The organism is Stenotrophomonas sp. 2694 (assembly GCF_040548715.1).
Classification (GTDB): Bacteria; Pseudomonadota; Gammaproteobacteria; order Xanthomonadales; family Xanthomonadaceae; genus Stenotrophomonas; species Stenotrophomonas indicatrix.
This window is the reverse complement of the sequence record NZ_JBEPSG010000004.1, coordinates 181,448-198,558: the sequence shown is the minus strand read 5'-3', so window position 1 is coordinate 198,558 and position 17,111 is coordinate 181,448. Positions and strand designations below refer to the sequence as shown.

Here is a 17,111-nt window from a genome sequence, read left to right as displayed (position 1 = left end):
TGTTGTCGGTTCGATCCAGCGACAGGGTTCAGGCCGCAGCCGCTGTCCTGACCGCCGCCGAAAGCCGGTCCAGGGTGTCCTGCATCAGCGTCGCGTCATCGGCCTCGACCGTGACCCGCACCACCGGTTCGGTGCCGGAGGGACGCAGGAAGGCGCGCCCGCGACCGGATACCGCCTGCTGCGCTTCGAGCAGCGCAGCCTGCACGCTCTCGGCCTGCACGGTGGCCTTGGCCGAGACATCGCCAAGGCGCACGTTGACCGTCTTCTGCGGCACCTTGGACAACGGCTGCAGCGCTTCGCGCAGGTTCTTTCCCTGCTGCTTCAGCGCCACCAGTACCTGCAGGGCACTGACGATGCCGTCGCCGGTGGTGGCCCGGTCCAGGCACAGCAGATGGCCGGACGCTTCGCCGCCGAGCACGCCGCCTCCCTCCACCAGTGCCTGATGCACGTAGCGGTCGCCGACGTTGCTGCGCTGGAACGGAATCTGCAGTTCGGCCAGGGCCTTTTCCAGACCGAAGTTGCTCATCAGGGTACCGACCACCGGACCGCGCAGGCGCCCTTCGGCCTGCCATGCGCGCGCCAGGATGTACACCAGGTCATCGCCATCGACCGGGTTGCCGCGGTCATCGGCCATCAATACCCGGTCACCATCACCGTCGAAGGCGATGCCCAGGTCGGCGCGGGTCTCACGCACCTTGGCAGCGAGGTTGTCGATGTGGGTCGACCCGACGCCGTCGTTGATGTTGACGCCATTGGGTTCGGCACCGATGCCGATGACCTCCGCGCCCAGTTCGCGGAACAGCAGCGGCGCGATCTGGTAGGTGGCGCCATGCGCGCAGTCGAGCACCAGGCGCACACCGCGCAGATCGAACGCGCGCGGCACGCTGGACTTGCAGAACTCGATGTAACGGCCGACGGCCTCGCGTGCACGCGAGGCCTTGCCGAGCTTTTCCGAAACGGCCGTGGTGAACGGCACGTCCAATGCGGCTTCCAGCGCCAGTTCGGTAGCATCGTCGAGCTTCTCGCCCTGGGCGGAGAAGAACTTGATGCCGTTGTCGTAGTGCGGGTTGTGCGACGCACTGATGACGATGCCCGCGTCCACGCCCAGCGTACGGGTCAGGAAGGCAACGGCCGGGGTCGGCATCGGGCCGAGCAGCTGCACGTCAGCGCCCGCGGCGACCAGCCCGGCTTCCAGCGCGGCTTCGAACATGTAGCCGGAGATCCGCGTGTCCTTGCCGATCACCACGATCGGACGGCGCCCCTCCTGGCCGCGCTGGGCGACCAGCACGCGGCCAAGGGCGTTGCCAAGGCGCAGCACGAAATCAGCCGAGATCGCCCCTTGGCCGACCCGACCGCGGATGCCGTCGGTACCGAAGTACTTGCGGCCCCCCATCAAACCTCCTCCGGTGCCGGCTCGCGACGCAGCATCGCCAGCAGGTCGGCCAGGCGGTCGCGCAGTTCACGACGGTCACAGATCTGGTCGATGGCGCCGTGCTCGAGCAGGAACTCCGAACGCTGGAACCCTTCCGGCAGCTTCTCGCGCACGGTCTGCTCGATCACGCGCGGGCCGGCGAAGCCGATCAGTGCACGCGGTTCGGCGATGTTGATGTCGCCCAGCATCGCGAACGATGCCGACACACCGCCGGTGGTCGGGTGGGTCAGCACCGAAATGTACGGCTGTCCGGCTTCACGCAGTTTGCCCAGTGCGGCCGAGGTCTTGGCCATCTGCATCAGCGAGAACAGGCCCTCCTGCATGCGCGCGCCACCACTGGCGGAGAAGCACACGTACGGTGCGCCGATCTCGGCGGCGGTCTCAGCGGCAAGGGCGAAGCGCTCGCCGACCACCGAGCCCATCGAGCCCCCCATGAAGGCGAAATCGAAGGACGAGGCCACCAGGGGACGGCCCTTGAGCAGGCCGCGCATGGCGATCAGCGCGTCGTACTCACCGGTGTTCTTCTGCGCGATCTTGATGCGCTCGCTGTACTTCTTCTGGTCCTTGAACTTCAGCAGGTCGGTCGGCCCCAGGCGGGCAGCGATCTCGGTGGTGCTGTCGGCGTCGAACAGCGCAGCCAGACGGGCGCGCGCGCGGATGGCCATATGGTGGCCGCACTTCGGGCAGACCTCCAGATTCTCTTCCAGCTCCGGACGGTACAACGCACTGCCGCAGTTGCTGCACTTTTCCCACAGGCCCTCGGGGACGCTGCGCTTCTTGCTGGGGGTGTTGTCGGTGCGGATGCCAGACGGCATCAACTTGCTGAGCCAACTCATGCGGGAGGACACTTCCGTTCAGGGCGGCCCGGGGGCCGCAAAGGCGGACAGTCTAGCTCCGCTTTCCCTGCCCGTGCACCCCCTGCCCGGCCTTGGGCCCGCTGGAAAAAACCATGCTGGGACGTACGTTTAGGTGCTGGGTAGCGCCGGGCCATGCCCGGCGGATATTCTTGCGCGCCCCACCGCCGGGCATGGCCCGGCGCTACCATTACTGATCCAGCGCCTGCCGCAGCGGAGCCAGGAACGCTGCGGCGCGCTGCGCCGCATCCTCGGTGGAGGTCGCTTCGGCCAGCACCGCCACCAGTGCGCTGCCGACCACCACGCCGTCGGCCTGGCGCGCCATGGCCGCCGCACTGGCTGCGTCCTTGATGCCGAAGCCGGCCACCACCGGCACGCTGGCCCTGGCCCGCAGCGCCTGCAGGCGTGCGCTGGCCGCGTCGCTGTCCAGTCGTTCCGAGGCGCCGGTGACCCCGGCAAAGCTGACGTAGTACAGATAGCCACGGGCCAGCGCCAGCAGCTTGTCGGCGCGTGCCTCGCTGGTGGTCGGCGATGCCAGCAGAACCAGCGCAAGGCCTGCAGCGTCGAAGGCCTGCTGGGCTTCGCCGGCCTCTTCCGGCGGCAGGTCGACCAGCAGCACGCCGTCCACGCCAGCCGCCACCGCCGCTTCGGCGAACGCCACGTAACCGTGGATCTCCACCGGGTTGAGATAGCCCATCAGCACCACCGGCGTCTGCGTGTCCTGTTGCCGGAACTGCGCCACCGCCTGCAGCACGTAACGGTTGCCGGCACCGCGCGCCAGCGCGCGCTCGGAGCTGCGCTGGATGGTCGGGCCGTCGGCCATCGGATCGGAGAACGGCACGCCCAGTTCGATCACATCGGCACCGGCCTGGACCAGCGCGTGCATCACCGGCACCGTGGCTTCCAGCGAGGGATCACCGGCGGTGATGAAGGGGATCAGGGCCTTGCGCTGCTGCTGGTGCAGGCGCTGGAAACAGTCATCGAGTCGGGAAACAGGCATCTCAGGCACATCCTTCAATCAGTTCAATCGCTTCGCTGGTCCCCCAGTACATCAGGATGACCTTCCCTTCAAACACTTCCAGGCGGATGCCCAGGTCGGAACCCGGATCCTGCCAGGTCAGGTACTCGCCCTGATCGCCGTCGTAGGCATGCGGGCTGGAGACCGGCGCGCCGGGGAACTGCGCCACCGCCTGCGCCCGCGTCATGCCGATGCGCAGTCCGAACGGACCCGGCTGGTCGACCGGCGCCTTGGCGTCCTCGCCCGGACCAAGATCGAAACGGACCACGCGGTCTTCGTCGGTCATCATCGACACGCCGGGCGGCAGCCCCTTCCCGTCGTAGTACTCGCAGCTGCCGCCGATGGCTTCGACCGCGCCCATTGCCTTCCACGGCCCGAAGGCCTTCAGGTCGCTCATGTGCTGGCCGATCAGCACCTCGCCGGCATGATCCAGCGCCACCGACGCCACGGCGGGCGCGTCATCGCTGGAGACCGCGGCCGAGGCCGGTGGATCATCGATGGGCGTGCTCGCAATCGGGTCGACGTCATCGTTGGCCGCCATCGGCTGCGACGGTTGCGCAGCGGCGTTGGCCGCCGGCGCCAGCACCGGCGGTTCCGGCGGTTGGCACGCGGCCAGGCCCAGCACCAGCAGCACGCCCGTACTGCGCATCAGTGCGCTCACAGCACCAGCCCTTCGCGCGCTGCGATGGTATGCACGTCCTTGTCGCCACGTCCTGACAGGTTGCACAGCACGATCTGGTCGCGCGGACGCCCGCGCGCGAGCTTCATCGCCTGCGCAAGCGCGTGGCTGGACTCCAGCGCCGGCAGGATGCCTTCGGTGTGGGCCAGCAGATGGAAGGCTTGCAGCGCCTCTTCGTCGGTGATGCCGACGTAGCGCGCACGGCCGCTGTCGGCCAGGAACGCATGCTCGGGGCCTACACCCGGGTAATCCAGGCCGGCCGACACCGAATGGGTCTCGATGATCTGGCCATCGTCGTCGCACAGCACATAGGTGCGGTTGCCGTGCAGCACGCCCGGGCGGCCGGCGGCGATGGAAGCTGCGTGGCGGCCGGTGTGGATGCCATCACCGGCCGCTTCAGCGCCGACGATCTCGACCTGGCGGTCGTTGAGGAAGGCATGGAACAGGCCGATCGCATTGCTGCCGCCGCCGACGCAGGCGGTGATCGCATCAGGCAGGCGACCGTACTCGGCCAGCATCTGCTCGCGTGCCTCGCGGCCGACGATGGCGTTGAAGTCGCGCACCATGCGCGGGTACGGGTCTGGACCCGCTACCGTGCCGATGATGTAGAAGGTGTCCTGCACGTTGGTGACCCAGTCGCGCATCGCTTCGTTGAGGGCGTCCTTCAGGGTGGCCGAGCCGGAGGTCACCGGCACCACCGTCGCCCCGAGCAGTTTCATGCGGTAGACGTTGATCTTCTGCCGCTCGATGTCGGTGGCGCCCATGTACACCACGCACTCCAGGCCCAGCCGCGCCGCGACGGTGGCACTGGCCACGCCATGCTGGCCGGCGCCGGTCTCGGCGATGATGCGCTTCTTGCCCATCCGCGCCGCCAGCAGCGCCTGGCCGATGGTGTTGTTGATCTTGTGCGCGCCGGTGTGGTTCAGGTCCTCGCGCTTGAGCAGGATCTGCGCGCCACCGACGTGGTCACTCAATCGTTCAGCATGGTAGATCGGGCTCGGCCGGCCCACGTAATGGGCCAGGTCGCGGTCATAGGCCAGCTGGAACGCCGGATCCTGGCGGGCCTGGTCATAGGCCTGGGCCAGTTCCTGCAGCGGGCCTACCAGGGTTTCGGCGACGAAGCTGCCACCGTAACGGCCGAAGTGGCCCTGGGCGTCAGGGAAGGCATGGAAATCGGCGATGGGAGAGTCAGGCATGGAGACGACCGGTCGTTCAGACAGGTGGATACTCTAGCGCACGGATTGTGTCCGGAAAATGGATATTATCTGGCCTATCCCGTCAGGAAATCTCACATGAGCACGTCACTGCTGCCGCCCTTGAATGCCCTGCGGGCGTTCGAGGCCACCGCACGTCTGGGCGGCGTTGGCCGCGCGGCCCAGGCGCTGCATGTGACCCATGGCGCGATCAGCCGGCAACTGAAGCTGCTGGAAGACCATCTGGGCCTGGCCCTGTTCCAGCGCGCCGGCCGCGGACTGCGCCTGACCGCCGCCGGCACCCGCCTTCAACAGGCCTGCAGCGAGGCGTTCGGCGGCATTGAAGACTGCGTGCGCGAACTGCGGCGGCCAAGCGCAGAGCCGGCCCTGGTGCTGGGCTGCAGCGGCAGCGTGCTGGCGCGCTGGATGATTCCGCGGCTGCCGGCACTGCAGGCTGCCCTGCCCGGCGTGCGCCTGCAGTGGTCGGCCCTGGATGGCAGTTTCACCGAGGCGCAGGCCACGCTGGATGCGGTGCTGCTGCTGGCACAGGGACCATGGCCGCGCGGCTGGCAGGTGCGCGAGCTGGCACCGGAACGGGTGGGTGTGGTGGTGGCGCCCTCGCACCCGGCGGCGCAACGGTTGCGCCATGTCCTCCCGTCGGCCTTGCTGCGGGAAACGCTGCTGCACACCAGTTCGCGCCCGCAGGCGTGGCCTGCATGGGCGCAGTCGCACGGGCTGGACCCGGCCCAGCTGCAGCTCGGCACCGGCTTCGAACACCTGTACTACCTGCTGGAAGCAGCGGTAGCGGGGCTGGGCCCGGCGATCGCGCCGGAGCCACTGGTGGCCGAGGATCTGGCAGCCGGGCGGCTGGTCGCGCCGTGGGGGTTCGCCGCGACCGGCGGGTTCTGGGTGCTGGCGCGGCCGGACGGCCCTGTCGATGCGCGCGTGGACGCGTTGGCTGATTGGGCGGTAGGGCAGCTGAAGTGAAGATCGCCGCCACGAAGTGGCCGCAACGGCGGGCAACCTCGCTTGACGTCGATTACATCCCGTCAGAAAACAGGTCGAGCACGTCAGCACTGACCCAGCCCTGCGCGCAGTTGCCAGCGTAGTGTCCCGGCCCTGCCACGTGGCAGGCTTCGCTTCCCATTTCCTTCATGCCGCTGATGGGCCTGTCACCATAGGTCTCACACAACGCGCTGCCTTTGCACTTGCCGACCGTTGCGGCGGGAATGGCGACCACGTAATAGAAGAGCGGATTCTGTCCGGCACGACCGATGGCCTGTACGCAGACCAGCTGCCCTTTCGACAGCCTTGCGGTCGTCGAAACCCTGCTGCCGGTGCTCGGCACTGCGTCCAGGGTGTCCACGCCCTTATCCTCGGCAACGCCGGCGAAGAAGCCCTGTTCGCCACAGGCCGGGGAAAGCTCGACGTCGTAGAAATCACCGCTGTCGACGTCACCCGCCGTGCAGCCAGCGCCCTTGCTGGCATCGCTGCATTTCACCCCGCTGGCCTGGATCAACGCGGCCAACCCGCTGTCGGCCGATGCTGATGCAGACACGGGTGCGGCCGTCGAAGCAGTGGCGGGCGCCGTTGCAATGGTTGGCGACGAAGTGGCCGGGCTCGACGATTCTCCGGCGGCGCACGCAGCCAGAGCGAGCAGCAAACCTGGAACAGCGGCGATGCGGGCCATGCGCGGACGGAGAAGGGGCATATCCATTTGCAACCTCATTGACGGCATGTCGCACCGCAGACGTCGCGCGGTGGTGGAACGCGCACGGCTGGCACCCAGCCGTGGCAGGTTGGGTGCATGGTGTCAGGCCAGATGCCTGGTGGATGTAGGGTGACCGCTACGACGCCGTCGGCGCCGCCAGGCGCTGCTGCAGGTCCTCGCGCAGGCGCGACAGCTCGACTTCGGCCTGCTGCCGCTGCTGCATGCCCTCGCGATGGATGCTGCGCACTTCCTCGACGGTAGCGATCAGCTGATCGTGGACGTGGCGCAGCGTGGCCACGTCGATCACCCCGCGCTGGTTGCTGCGTGCGGTGTCCACCGACGCCTGGCGCATCAGGTCGGCATTGCGTCGCATCAGCTCATTGGTCGCATCGTCGATGGCATTGGCCAGTTCGGCGGCGTTCTTCTGTTCGCCCAGCGACAACTGGATCGCGAACTGACGCTTCCACGAGGGGATGGTGATGTCGCGGACGGTGTTGAACTTCTCGATCAGCTGCAGCGCATTGGCCTGGATCAGGCGGATCATCGGCAGCGACTGGTCAGCCGCGTGCTGCATCAGCTGCAGGTCGGAGACACGCTTCTCGATCAGGCGGATCGCATTGTCGATCTCGCTCTGGCGGATGCGCTGCTGCGGGTCATCGCTGCCCTGACCCAGCAACTGCTCGGACTGCAGCTGGGCCAGGCGCTGCTTGCCGGCGGCGGCATACAGGCCCAGCGCATGACGCTCCTCGCGGACGATGTCATGCATGCGGTCGAAATCGCTTACCCGCTTGCCCATCAGCGCCTGTTGCGCACCCACGTCGCCGAGCAGCTGTTCGATCTGCGAATTGGTATCGCTGAACTTCTGCACCAGCTCGCCCTTGGAAGAACGCAGGCGATCGATGAGGCCACCGATCAACGGCACCTTCGAGCGCTGGGAAAAACCATCCAGCTTGAGCTCGCGCGCGATGCGCACCACTTCGCCGAGCTTCTCGCCATTGGCGTCGAGGTCACGGTTGCGCACCTGGTCCAGCAGCTGGCTGGAGAAGGCCGTTGTCCGAGCGGCGGCCTCACGGCCGAACACCTGCAGGTTGCCCGGACGCAGGTCTTCCAGCTCGCGGCCGATTTCGGCGATGCGCGGCAGGTCGTCGCGGACCAGGCCGAGGGCCTTCAACGTGCTGTCATCAAGTTCAGGGGCGGGCGTGGTGGCGGGCACGAGCGTGCCGGAGTTCTGGCTGTCCTGGGTCATCGGGCAGTGTCCTTGCGGTGGATAAGCGGCAGCGGCGGCCGGCTCAGGGCAGTCTAGCCTGAGCAGCGGCTACTTCGTCGTCGATCTGGGCCTGCAGCGTGGCTGCCTGCTCAGCCTGTGCAGCCTGCGCCAGTGCCTGGCGCGCCAATGCGGCCTGGCGCCAGGCCGGCAGCAGGACATCGTGGATGCGGACGAAGCGCTGCAGCAGGGCTTCGTCCTGCTCCTGCAGCAGCCGCCACTGCCCGCTTTCGATGCGTCGCAGCGTGGCAAGCCGCTGCAGATGGTCCACGCGTGGGGCCAGCGCGACCTGCGCAGCTCCCTGCAGTGTCGCCAGCTGCGCGGCGCCGAACGTGGCCCAGGCCTCCAACGCGGCGGCAGCCGCATCGTTGTCGATGATGGCCCGGGCACGCTGCTGCACACGCTGCGCGAGACCCTGCGCCTGCTCGCGCGCCTGCAGCGCCAGCACGCCCAGCTGCGCCTGCAGCCCCTGCGCCTGTGCCTGGCGTTCAACGTCACGGCCGAGCAGGCGCCCCCACCAGCTCTCCTGCCGGCGCAGGCGCGCCGGATCGCTGGCCTGCAACGCCAATGCGATCCGCGCCAGCGCAGCCACCAGTCCCTCGCCTTCCGCGCCGGCCTGCAACGGTGCAGGCTCGGCCAATACCTGCAGCAAGTGGCTGCCGTACGCTGCCAGCGTGGCCACATCGGCACGCGCCGGAAGCGTGGGTTCGGGCAGGGAGCGCACGCAGGTCACGGCAGTGGCGGCGGCCGTGGGCCGTCATCAGCCACCGTTTCCGGCGGCAATGATTCACCGTAGAAGTGGCGCATCAGCGCTTCGTCCAGCGCACGTTCTTCCGGAGTCGCTGCACGACGCACCCGCGGGCGACGACGCGTGTCGGTCGTGGCCACATCGGCCGTTACCTGCTGCCGGGCCCACCCGGCAAACGCCGCCAACGTCTGCGACAACTGCACCTGCTGTTCCTGCGAGGCGACCAGCAGCTGCAGCAGCGGTGCCAGACCAGCCTGCAGGTCTTCGGCCAATGGCGTGGCTGCGGCCTGCGGTACGGCGGCAGCCGGCGCGCTGGCCGGATGTACATCGGCCAGGCGCTGCAGCGCTGCCAGCAGGGCGGGCCATGGCGCAGGCTCCGGTGCGACGGCCACCTCTGCCGGCGGTGGCGGTGGCAGCTGCAACGCACTGGCGATGTCGGCCAGCTGCGCGACCACGCGGCCACCGACATCACTGTCACCGGCACCCATTGCCTTGTTGCGCAGGAAATCACGCTTGATCTGCGCCCAGCGTTGCGCGCGTTCTTCATCGAGCACGCCACGCAGCTCGGCCAGCTTCAGCAGATTCTCTTCGGCACCGGTGGTCAGCAGCTGCGCTTCGCCCAGGTAGTGGTCGGAGATCAGCTGCTGCAGCTCGTCGTCATTCATCACCGGCGAAATCTTCTCCGCCAGCTTGTTCATGTTGCGGTAGCTGCCCTGCAGGCGGAAGGGCGGCTCGGTGCGATAGCGGTCATCCTGGGCAGCGCTGGCGATGTACTGCTGGTTGACCTTGTAGACCACATCGCGGACCTGCAGCATGCGCTGCAGGGTGGCGGTGATCTCGTTGATCTCGGCGCCGCTGTAGGCGTGGCTCAGGCCGTTGGTGGACACATCCTTGCCCATCGCGCGGTCGACCAGCAGGTACAGGTCGGCCATCTCGCGCGTGGCCAGCGGCGCCAATACCGGGTTGGAAGTCAGGCTGTTCTCGATGTAGCTGAGCGTGAAGGCTGCTTCCATGCCACCGAGCACATCGCCCAGGTTGTAGATGTCGGCACGGTTGGCCAGCATGTCCGGAATCTTGAACACTTCGCCGGATTCGGTGTACGGGTTGCCGGCCATGACCACGCAGAACTTCTTGCCACGCATGTCGTAGGTGCGCGTACGGCCGCGCCATACGCCTTCGATGCGGCGCGTGCCATCGCACAGCGAGATGAACTTCTGCAGGAACTCGGGGTGCGTGTGCTGGATGTCATCGACATACAGCATGGTGTTGTTGCCCATCTCCAGCGCCAGGTTGAGCTTTTCCAGCTCCTGCCGCGAGGTGGCGTCCGGTGCCTGCTGCGGATCCAGCGACCGCACTTCGTGGCCCAGCGCCGGGCCGTTGATCTTCATGAAGACCAGGCCGAGGCGATGTGCCACGTACTCCATCAACGTGGTTTTGCCGTAGCCGGGCGGCGAGATCATCATCAGCAGGCCCATCAGGTCGCTGCGCTTGTTCTCGCCAACGGTACCCATCTGCTTGGCCAGGTTGTCGCCGATCACGCCGAGATATACGTCGTTGATCAGCTTGTTGCGCACGAAGGACGACAACGGCCGGGCCTTGAACTCCGACAGCCGCAGGGTTTCGCGTTCGCGACCGATGATGCCCTGGCGCACCGCCTGATAGGCATGGAAGGCCGGTACGAACGCCTGCAGGTGATGCTGCAGGCGTGCCAGGAAATCGTCCAGCGACACGGTCAGGCTGCCGTTGTGGATGCGGGCGTGTTCACCCAGCAGGCCGCTGACCTCCGCCTGCAGCGGTGCATCGCTGGCACGGGTGCGCAGCTGTCGCTGCACCAGCAGCAATGCCGCTGCTTCTTCGACATAGCCGGCATGCGCCGACTGTGCCGGCAGCCCGGCGAGCGCCCGCAGCCATTGCCCGGCCAATGCCCAGCGCATGGCCAGCGGATCCTGCGAGCGCTGCAGCGCACGTTCAAGCGCATCACGCTGGCCCGCCTGCTCCAGTTGCTGCGACAGCGCGTCCAGCAATGCCTGCGCGTGCCGGCTGGTGCTGAACACCGGCTCGCCGGCCACCAGTTCTTCGCCCAGGTATGCCGCTGCTGCATCGGCGGCGGCGGCGTCAAACGGCAGTGCATGCGCGAGTGCATGGTCATGCAGCGCCTTGGCCATCTCCGCACGCAGGGCCTGGCGCCCCTCATCGGAACCGAACAGGCGCGCGATGGCCTCGGCACCAGCCTGCCGGCCGGGCCACTGCGCCACGGCTTCATCGCGTTGCCGCGCGGCCCAGAACAGCAGTGCCAACGCACGCACATGGGGCGAATGCCGCAGCGGTCCGGCGGCCTGCTGCAGCGGCAACAGCGCGCGCAGGATCAGGGCGGCGTCATGGTCATGGATACCGCGCTCGTAGCCCTCGCGGTAACGGGGCGCGGCAAAGGCGCGGACCCGCTGGCCCAGCGCTTCCGGTTCGGCTGCATCGTGCTGCAGCTGGGCCAGGTCCAGGCCATCGCGGCCCTCCTCCGCAGCCAGCAACAGGCACCCGGCCAGGTATTCGCCGCGGTAGATCGCTGCCGATTCCGAATCCAGGGTCACCGGCCAGAACGGCTTGAGCGCATCAAGCTCGGGATCGTGCAGGGTCTCCAGGAAATCGGTGCCGGTGAGGTGGATGGCAAGGGTTTCACCCCGTGGCAGCAGGGTCAGGTCCAGCGCCTGGGTGTTCACGCTGAATCGATGGCGCGGACCAAGGCGGACCACGTTGCCGCCGGCCTCGTACAGGTCGCTGCGGTCGCGCAGCTGGCGCACGGCCTGGTCGCGCACGCCCTTCAGGCGCGCCTCGACATCGTCAGCCTTGACGTTGTCGCGCAGCGCACGCAGGCGCTCGGCCAGTTCACGCAGCTTGAGGATCAGTGGATCGCCGGCGAAGAACGCGTTGAGCTCGTCGGCCGTGCCGAACCGCTCGGTACGCTTTCCGAGGCCATCAAGGATGCGGTTGGCGGCATCGAGCACCGAGCGCGCCTTGCGCTGGCGATCATCCAGCAGGGCCTGCTTGTGCGTATCGAAGGCTTCGACCAGCTCTTCGCGCTTGCTCAGGATGTCGCCGAGGAACTGCTCGTGCTCGCCGAACTGGCTTTCCAGTTCTTCCAGCTGCACCAGCAGGCGCGACAACTGTTCGTCGGCCCGCTCAGGGTCGCTGGCCATCGCCAGCGCGCTGGTGATCGACTGCGAGAACAGGGCGAACTGGGCGGCGAACTGGGCCACGGCTTCGGCCGAACCCAGCGACTTGCGGCGCTGTTCGGCGCGTGCGCGTGCCTGGTTCAGGCGCCCGTACAGCAGCGAGATGGATTCGACCACGCGGGTGCGCGCGGTCGCATCGTCGACCTTCAGTCCGGCCATCAGCTCGGACAGCATGTCCAGATCGCCGGCCATGCCGCGCAGGCCGTCCAGCTGCTCATCCAGCTGGCGTGCACTTGCGGCTTGCTGTGCGGCGTCGTCCAGCGCCTGCATGCGGACGGTCAAGGGGGCCAGTGCTGCATCGCCGGCAAGGAAGGTACCGGTGGCGGCGCCGACACGGTCGTGCGCCTGCACAAGTTCGGCGGCCATCGCCTCGATGCGCGCGGTATCGATGTAGCGCAGTTCGCGGATGGTCAGCAGTCGACCGCGCAGTGCGGTGATCGCGTTGAGCGCTTCGACGAAGGCCTGCACCTCGTTCCAGTTTTCCGGCTGCAGCCGGCCCAGCAGCGCCTTGTGCGTGGCCTCGGCCTCGGCCATTGCCTGGGCCGACTGCTGGCGGATCGACTGCACCTTTTCGTATTCGTCCAGCACCGATTCGCCGGTGGCGCTGATCTGCCGCAGCAGGGCCTCGGCGCCATCGCAGGCCTCGTCACCCAGCCAATGATGCGCATCGAAAAGCCGCCGGGTGTCGGCTACCAGGCGCTGGTAGCGCTGCACCGATACATCCTGGCCGTCGATCTCGCGCGCCAGGTTGAACAGGTTGGAGATGCCGCGAACCAGCTCGGCGTTGCCGATGCGCCCCATGAAGGTATTGCCGGGCGGACGGCTGGCGGCGAACTCATCGCTGCTGAAGGGCGTCTGCCAGACCTGCATCGGATGGATGCGGGTCGGCTCGGTGCCTTCGGCATGGAACAGCACCATGCGCCCGTCCTGCATGAAGGCATAGCCGTGGCCGAACACGGGGTTCTGCAGCACGCGCTGGATGGTGTTGTAGACGAACAGCGCCGAACGCCCGCCTTCGCGCTCGTAGAAGATGTACAGCACGTCCTCGCCGTTGGGCGAACGGATGCTGCGCTTGAACTGCATGCCATCCATCGAGGCGTCGAACGCCTTGTGCTCGCCACCCTGCAGGTAATAGCCGCCGGGGAAGATGATGCCGTGGTCTTCGGGCAGCTGCACGCAGGCCTGGACGATGGCATCGTTGCGCACGATGTCGCCGGTAAGCGTGTTGTAGATCAGTCCGCGCCATTCGGTTTCGCGGTAGGGCAGCACTTTCAGCAGCACCAGCGAGCCGACCCGGGCGAACTCGAACTGGGCATCGTCCAGCGACTGCGTGCTGTCCTCCACCGGTTCGCTGTAGATGCCCTGCCCGGTTTCGGTGTTGTTCTCCACCTTGATGGTGAGATCGCCACCGGTGGTTTCCACGAACAGGGTATCGAGGATGTTCAGATGCGAATGGCGGCCGTTGACGGCAAGGTCGCGCGTGGCGCGGGTCCATTCGAAATCGAAGGGTGGCGGCAAGGCGATGTCACGCTCGCCGCGCGCATCGAGATAGGTCAGTTCACCTTCGCGTGACAACGCCCAGCGGAACACGCGCACGTCGCTGCTGCGCTCACCGATCTGGAACGAGGCCAGCAGCTTGTCGCCCACCACGATCAGCTGCAGCAGGCGCGCATGCTTGTAGTACGCGTACAGCTCGTTGAAGTCATGCACGAAGCCGGGCTGGTCGAGGAAACTGCCCCTCAGTTCAAGGGCAGCGACGTCGTAGCCATCAGCGCCCTGTACCAGCCGGTACAGACCGAACACATCTTCGATGCGGGTCTGGGTCTTGAGCCCGATGAACACGTTGTAGCCGAACAGCAGGCGATCCGGGCCGACCTGGACGATGTCGCGGCCGACACAGTTGTTCTCGCTGCGGATGCGGAAACGGCCGACCACCTCCAGGCGGCTGTCGCCGAACTCGGCCAGGCGCTGGCGGTTCAGCTGCTCGGCAACGGCCTGCAGGCGCTGGCCCTGCTCGCCGAGACGGCGCCGCAGGACTTCATAGGCGCCGCCCTGGGCTACGGCCTGGTCGACGGTATCGCCGGCAGCCTCTGGTGCGGCGGACTCGGTGGACGGTTTGGTTTCGGACATCAGCAGGTTTCCGGCTCACGGACGGCCGGCCGTCGATGCGGCCGGCACGGGTGGGCGATGGCGATGGCCATCGCCGGGTGGATCAGCGCGCGCTGTCGACCACGACGGTCGCCGCGACGGGCACGGTCTCTGCGTCCTCGGCGATCTGCCGCGGTGCATTGTCGGCCACGTTGACGCCCAGGTAGCGCTGCATCAGGTCCTGCACGATCGGACTCTTGCCGGCGAAGCCCTCGATCGACTTGCCCAGCGAAACCGCCTTGATCAGGTTCTCGAACATGCCGCCGTCGCCGCCAACCAGGTCGATGTCGGCGTTGCGCAGCGCGCTGGCGATGACGCCGGCGTTCTCGCGCGAGACTTCCTTGCCGGCTTCGATCGATGCCAGCGCCTGCTTCAGGCTGTTGTCCAGCATCATGCGGAATTCTTCATGGCCGCGCGCCTGGTCGCTCAGCGAGGCGATGGCCTCGAACTTGCGGACCAGACCCTCGGCCTCGGCCAACAGCTTCTTCTGCACCACGCCGGCTTCGGCGTTGCCCAGCGATTCGGTGGCGGTGGCGCGGGCCAGGCCCATCTTCTCCTCGCCCTGTGCCTGTGCCTGCAGCGTCTCGGCCAGCACGCGCGCCTCGTTGCTGCCCTGCTTCAGGTTCGCTTCGGCCTTGGCTTCGATCACGCGCGCCTCGGCGATGCCGACCTTTTCGATGGCCAGCGCCGACGCTTCGCGTACCTGCGCTTCGGCCAGGCCGGGTGCGGCCTGCTCGGCGCGGAAGGCGTCGGCCAGCAGGCGCTTGGCCTCGGCCTGCTTGCCGGCGGCTTCGTGCTCGGCCTGCGCCAGCGTGGTCAGCTCCACCGCGCGATGCTTGGAGGCGGTCTCGCGGGCCTGGGCTTCCTTCACTTCGCGCACCAGCGATTCCTGCGCCTTCGCCTCGGCTTCCAGGATCAACACCTGCTTCTGGCGGTCGGCCTCGGAGACTTCGCGCACTTCCTTGATGCGCTCTTCTTCCTGCGCCACGGTCTTGTCGATGGAGATGCGTTCGCGGGTGATGTTGGCCACGTCCATCTTGCCCTGCTCGACCACCTTGTCGCGCTCCACGCCCTGCAGCTGCACTTCGCGGTCGGTGGTGACCTGCTCCAGCTGGCGTGCGCGCTCGACGCGCTCGGCTTCGATGGCCACGGCGCGCTGGCGGTTCTGCTCGGCCACTTCAACTTCGCGCATGCGGTTCTGCTCGCGGATGTCGATCACCTGCTGCGCTTCGATGCGGGCGTTCTCGGACAGCTGGCGCTGCTCTTCCTGCACCTTGGCGGTCTCGGCTTCCTCGCGCGCACGGATGGTCTCGATCTCGCGCTTCTGCCGTGCCTCGGCTTCGGCCTGCTGCCGTTCAAGGGCCAGCAACGCTTCGCGGGCTTCGACGTTCTTCTTGGTGATGGCCAGCTTCTCGTTCTGCTCCAGCTCGTTGGTCACCACGTTCTGCGCAGCGGTCAGCTCGGTGATCTTGCGGATGCCCTGCGCGTCGAGGATGTTGAACTGGTCCAGCAGCGACTTCGGGGTCTGCTCCAGGTAGTCGATGGCCACGTCTTCCAGCACATACCCATTGAGGTCGTTGCCGATCACCGCGATGATCTCGTCGCGGAATTCCTGGCGCTTCTCGAACAGCTCGGTGAAATCGAACTTCTTGCCGACCGTCTTCAGTGCTTCGGAGAACTTGGCGTTGAACAGCTCATCGACGGCATGCTTGTCCGACGCGCGGTCGGCGCCGATCGCCTTGGCCACGCGCAGTACGTCGGCCTGGGTCTCGTTGACGCGCAGGTAGAACGCCACGGCGATGTCGGCGCGCATGTTGTCGCGGCAGATCAGGCCTTCCTTGCCGCGGCGGTCGATCTGCAGGGTGATCAGGCTGATCCGCATCAGCTCGGCGCGGTACAGCACGGGAATGATCAGCGCACCGGTGAAATGCACTTTCGGGGTGGAACTCATGTCGTTGACGATCAGGGCCACGCCCTGGTCGACCTTGCGGTAGAACGCCTTGAACAGGCCCGCCACGCCGAGCAGGAGGGCGAGGACGCCGCCCACGATGATCAGGAAGGGGAGCACGGATGCCAACGTCATTGATGTTTCTCCTTGTTGCCCGGAAGCAGGTTGTCCTGGAAGTCGAGGGCGACCGCGTCGGCGCGGACCACCCGGTAATGGTGTTGTGCAGCCACGTGCTCGACCAGCACGATGCGCTCGCCGCGCTGCAGTTCGATGTCGCTGCGGATCTGCAGGACCAGGCCGGCACCGCCGTCATCGACGGTGGCATGGCCACTGCGTGCGTCGACCTTCGGCGAAGCGACCACGCCGACCCGGCCCAGCAGCGAGGCCTGCGGCACCGGGCGCAGGCGCAGCAGGAAGCGGCGGATGGGACGCAGCAGCAGCGCGGTGACCGGCACGGCCGGCAGGGGCGCAAGCACCGCCACGACGGTGCCCAATGACCAGCGCAGCAGGTCGGGCAACGGCAGCAGCAGGTACAGATGGATGAAGTAGGTGAGGGTCCAGGCGAACAGGCTCAGCAGCGTCACCACCACCATGAGCGGCACGCCGCCCAGGCCCCAGCGCGCCAGCAGCGCTGACAGGCCACTGAGATGGGCATCGCCTTCAAGGGCGCCATCGGCACCGGCCTCGCCGAAACCGTCATCGACCAGGCCAAAGGCGGCAATCCCCCAATACAGAACCGCCACCGCCAGCGCTACGCTGTACGGGAGGGTCGGATAACCGAGTACGACGGTTAGGAATTCCTGCATCGCTTGCCTTCCTGGGCGGGGGCGCCAAGCGCCCGTTCGGAGCACGCCACCAGCGGCTCCGTCGATCCTCGTGCCGGCCCTCA

At 67.3% G+C, this 17,111-nt stretch carries 12 protein-coding genes; 1 reads left to right on the top strand and 11 read right to left on the bottom strand.

Annotated elements, in window-relative coordinates; genetic code table 11:
* Positions 1-28: 28 nt before the first annotated feature.
* The 5 genes from glmM to trpB all read right to left on the bottom strand — a co-directional run bounded on the left by glmM (position 29) and on the right by trpB (position 5,179).
* Complete coding sequence (glmM, locus tag ABIA73_RS07360) at positions 29-1,393, bottom strand: phosphoglucosamine mutase (protein ID WP_025876178.1); 1,365 nt, start codon at positions 1,391-1,393, stop codon at positions 29-31.
* Positions 1,393-2,268 (bottom strand): acetyl-CoA carboxylase, carboxyltransferase subunit beta, encoded by an 876-nt coding sequence (gene accD, locus ABIA73_RS07355; protein ID WP_025876176.1) that lies wholly within the window; start codon positions 2,266-2,268, stop codon positions 1,393-1,395. Before accD ends, glmM begins: the two co-directional genes overlap by 1 nt.
* 208 nt (positions 2,269-2,476) lie before the next feature.
* Positions 2,477-3,286, bottom strand: a complete 810-nt coding sequence (gene trpA, locus ABIA73_RS07350; RefSeq protein WP_025876174.1) for a tryptophan synthase subunit alpha — start codon at positions 3,284-3,286, stop codon at positions 2,477-2,479.
* A 1-nt stretch (position 3,287) separates the two neighbouring features.
* A complete protein-coding gene (locus tag ABIA73_RS07345; RefSeq protein ID WP_354275598.1) occupies positions 3,288-3,965 on the bottom strand; it encodes a hypothetical protein in 678 nt (225 codons plus the stop codon).
* Positions 3,962-5,179: a tryptophan synthase subunit beta gene (gene trpB / locus ABIA73_RS07340; protein ID WP_032975005.1), complete on the bottom strand. Its 1,218-nt coding sequence runs from the start codon at positions 5,177-5,179 to the stop codon at positions 3,962-3,964. The genes ABIA73_RS07345 and trpB overlap by 4 nt, the downstream gene beginning before the upstream one ends.
* Positions 5,180-5,275: 96 nt before the next feature.
* On the opposite strand from trpB, the gene ABIA73_RS07335 reads away from it, so the two are divergent.
* Positions 5,276-6,163, top strand: a complete 888-nt coding sequence (locus ABIA73_RS07335; protein ID WP_354275597.1) for a LysR family transcriptional regulator — start codon at positions 5,276-5,278, stop codon at positions 6,161-6,163.
* A 52-nt stretch (positions 6,164-6,215) separates the two neighbouring features.
* Here ABIA73_RS07335 and ABIA73_RS07330 read toward each other — a convergent pair whose 3' ends face one another.
* The 6 genes from ABIA73_RS07330 to ABIA73_RS07305 form a co-directional block, all read right to left on the bottom strand.
* Entirely contained in the window at positions 6,216-6,866 is a 651-nt protein-coding gene (locus tag ABIA73_RS07330; protein ID WP_244439058.1) for a hypothetical protein, read from the bottom strand.
* 157 nt (positions 6,867-7,023) lie between these two features.
* Complete coding sequence (locus ABIA73_RS07325; RefSeq protein WP_032975007.1) at positions 7,024-8,133, bottom strand: toxic anion resistance protein; 1,110 nt, start codon at positions 8,131-8,133, stop codon at positions 7,024-7,026.
* Positions 8,134-8,176: 43 nt separating this feature from the next.
* On the bottom strand, positions 8,177-8,875 hold the full coding sequence (locus ABIA73_RS07320; protein ID WP_223486167.1) for a hypothetical protein: 699 nt from the start codon (positions 8,873-8,875) through the stop codon (positions 8,177-8,179).
* A 5-nt stretch (positions 8,876-8,880) separates the two neighbouring features.
* Positions 8,881-14,256 carry a DNA repair ATPase gene (locus ABIA73_RS07315; RefSeq protein WP_354275596.1) on the bottom strand — a complete coding sequence of 1,792 codons (5,376 nt, stop codon included), beginning with the start codon at positions 14,254-14,256 and terminating at the stop codon, positions 8,881-8,883.
* Positions 14,257-14,338: 82 nt separating this feature from the next.
* On the bottom strand, positions 14,339-16,357 hold the full coding sequence (locus ABIA73_RS07310) for a flotillin family protein (protein WP_025876158.1): 2,019 nt from the start codon (positions 16,355-16,357) through the stop codon (positions 14,339-14,341).
* Positions 16,354-17,028, bottom strand: a complete 675-nt coding sequence (locus tag ABIA73_RS07305; RefSeq protein WP_032975011.1) for a DUF1449 family protein — start codon at positions 17,026-17,028, stop codon at positions 16,354-16,356. The genes ABIA73_RS07310 and ABIA73_RS07305 overlap by 4 nt, the downstream gene beginning before the upstream one ends.
* Positions 17,029-17,111 lie beyond the last annotated feature (83 nt).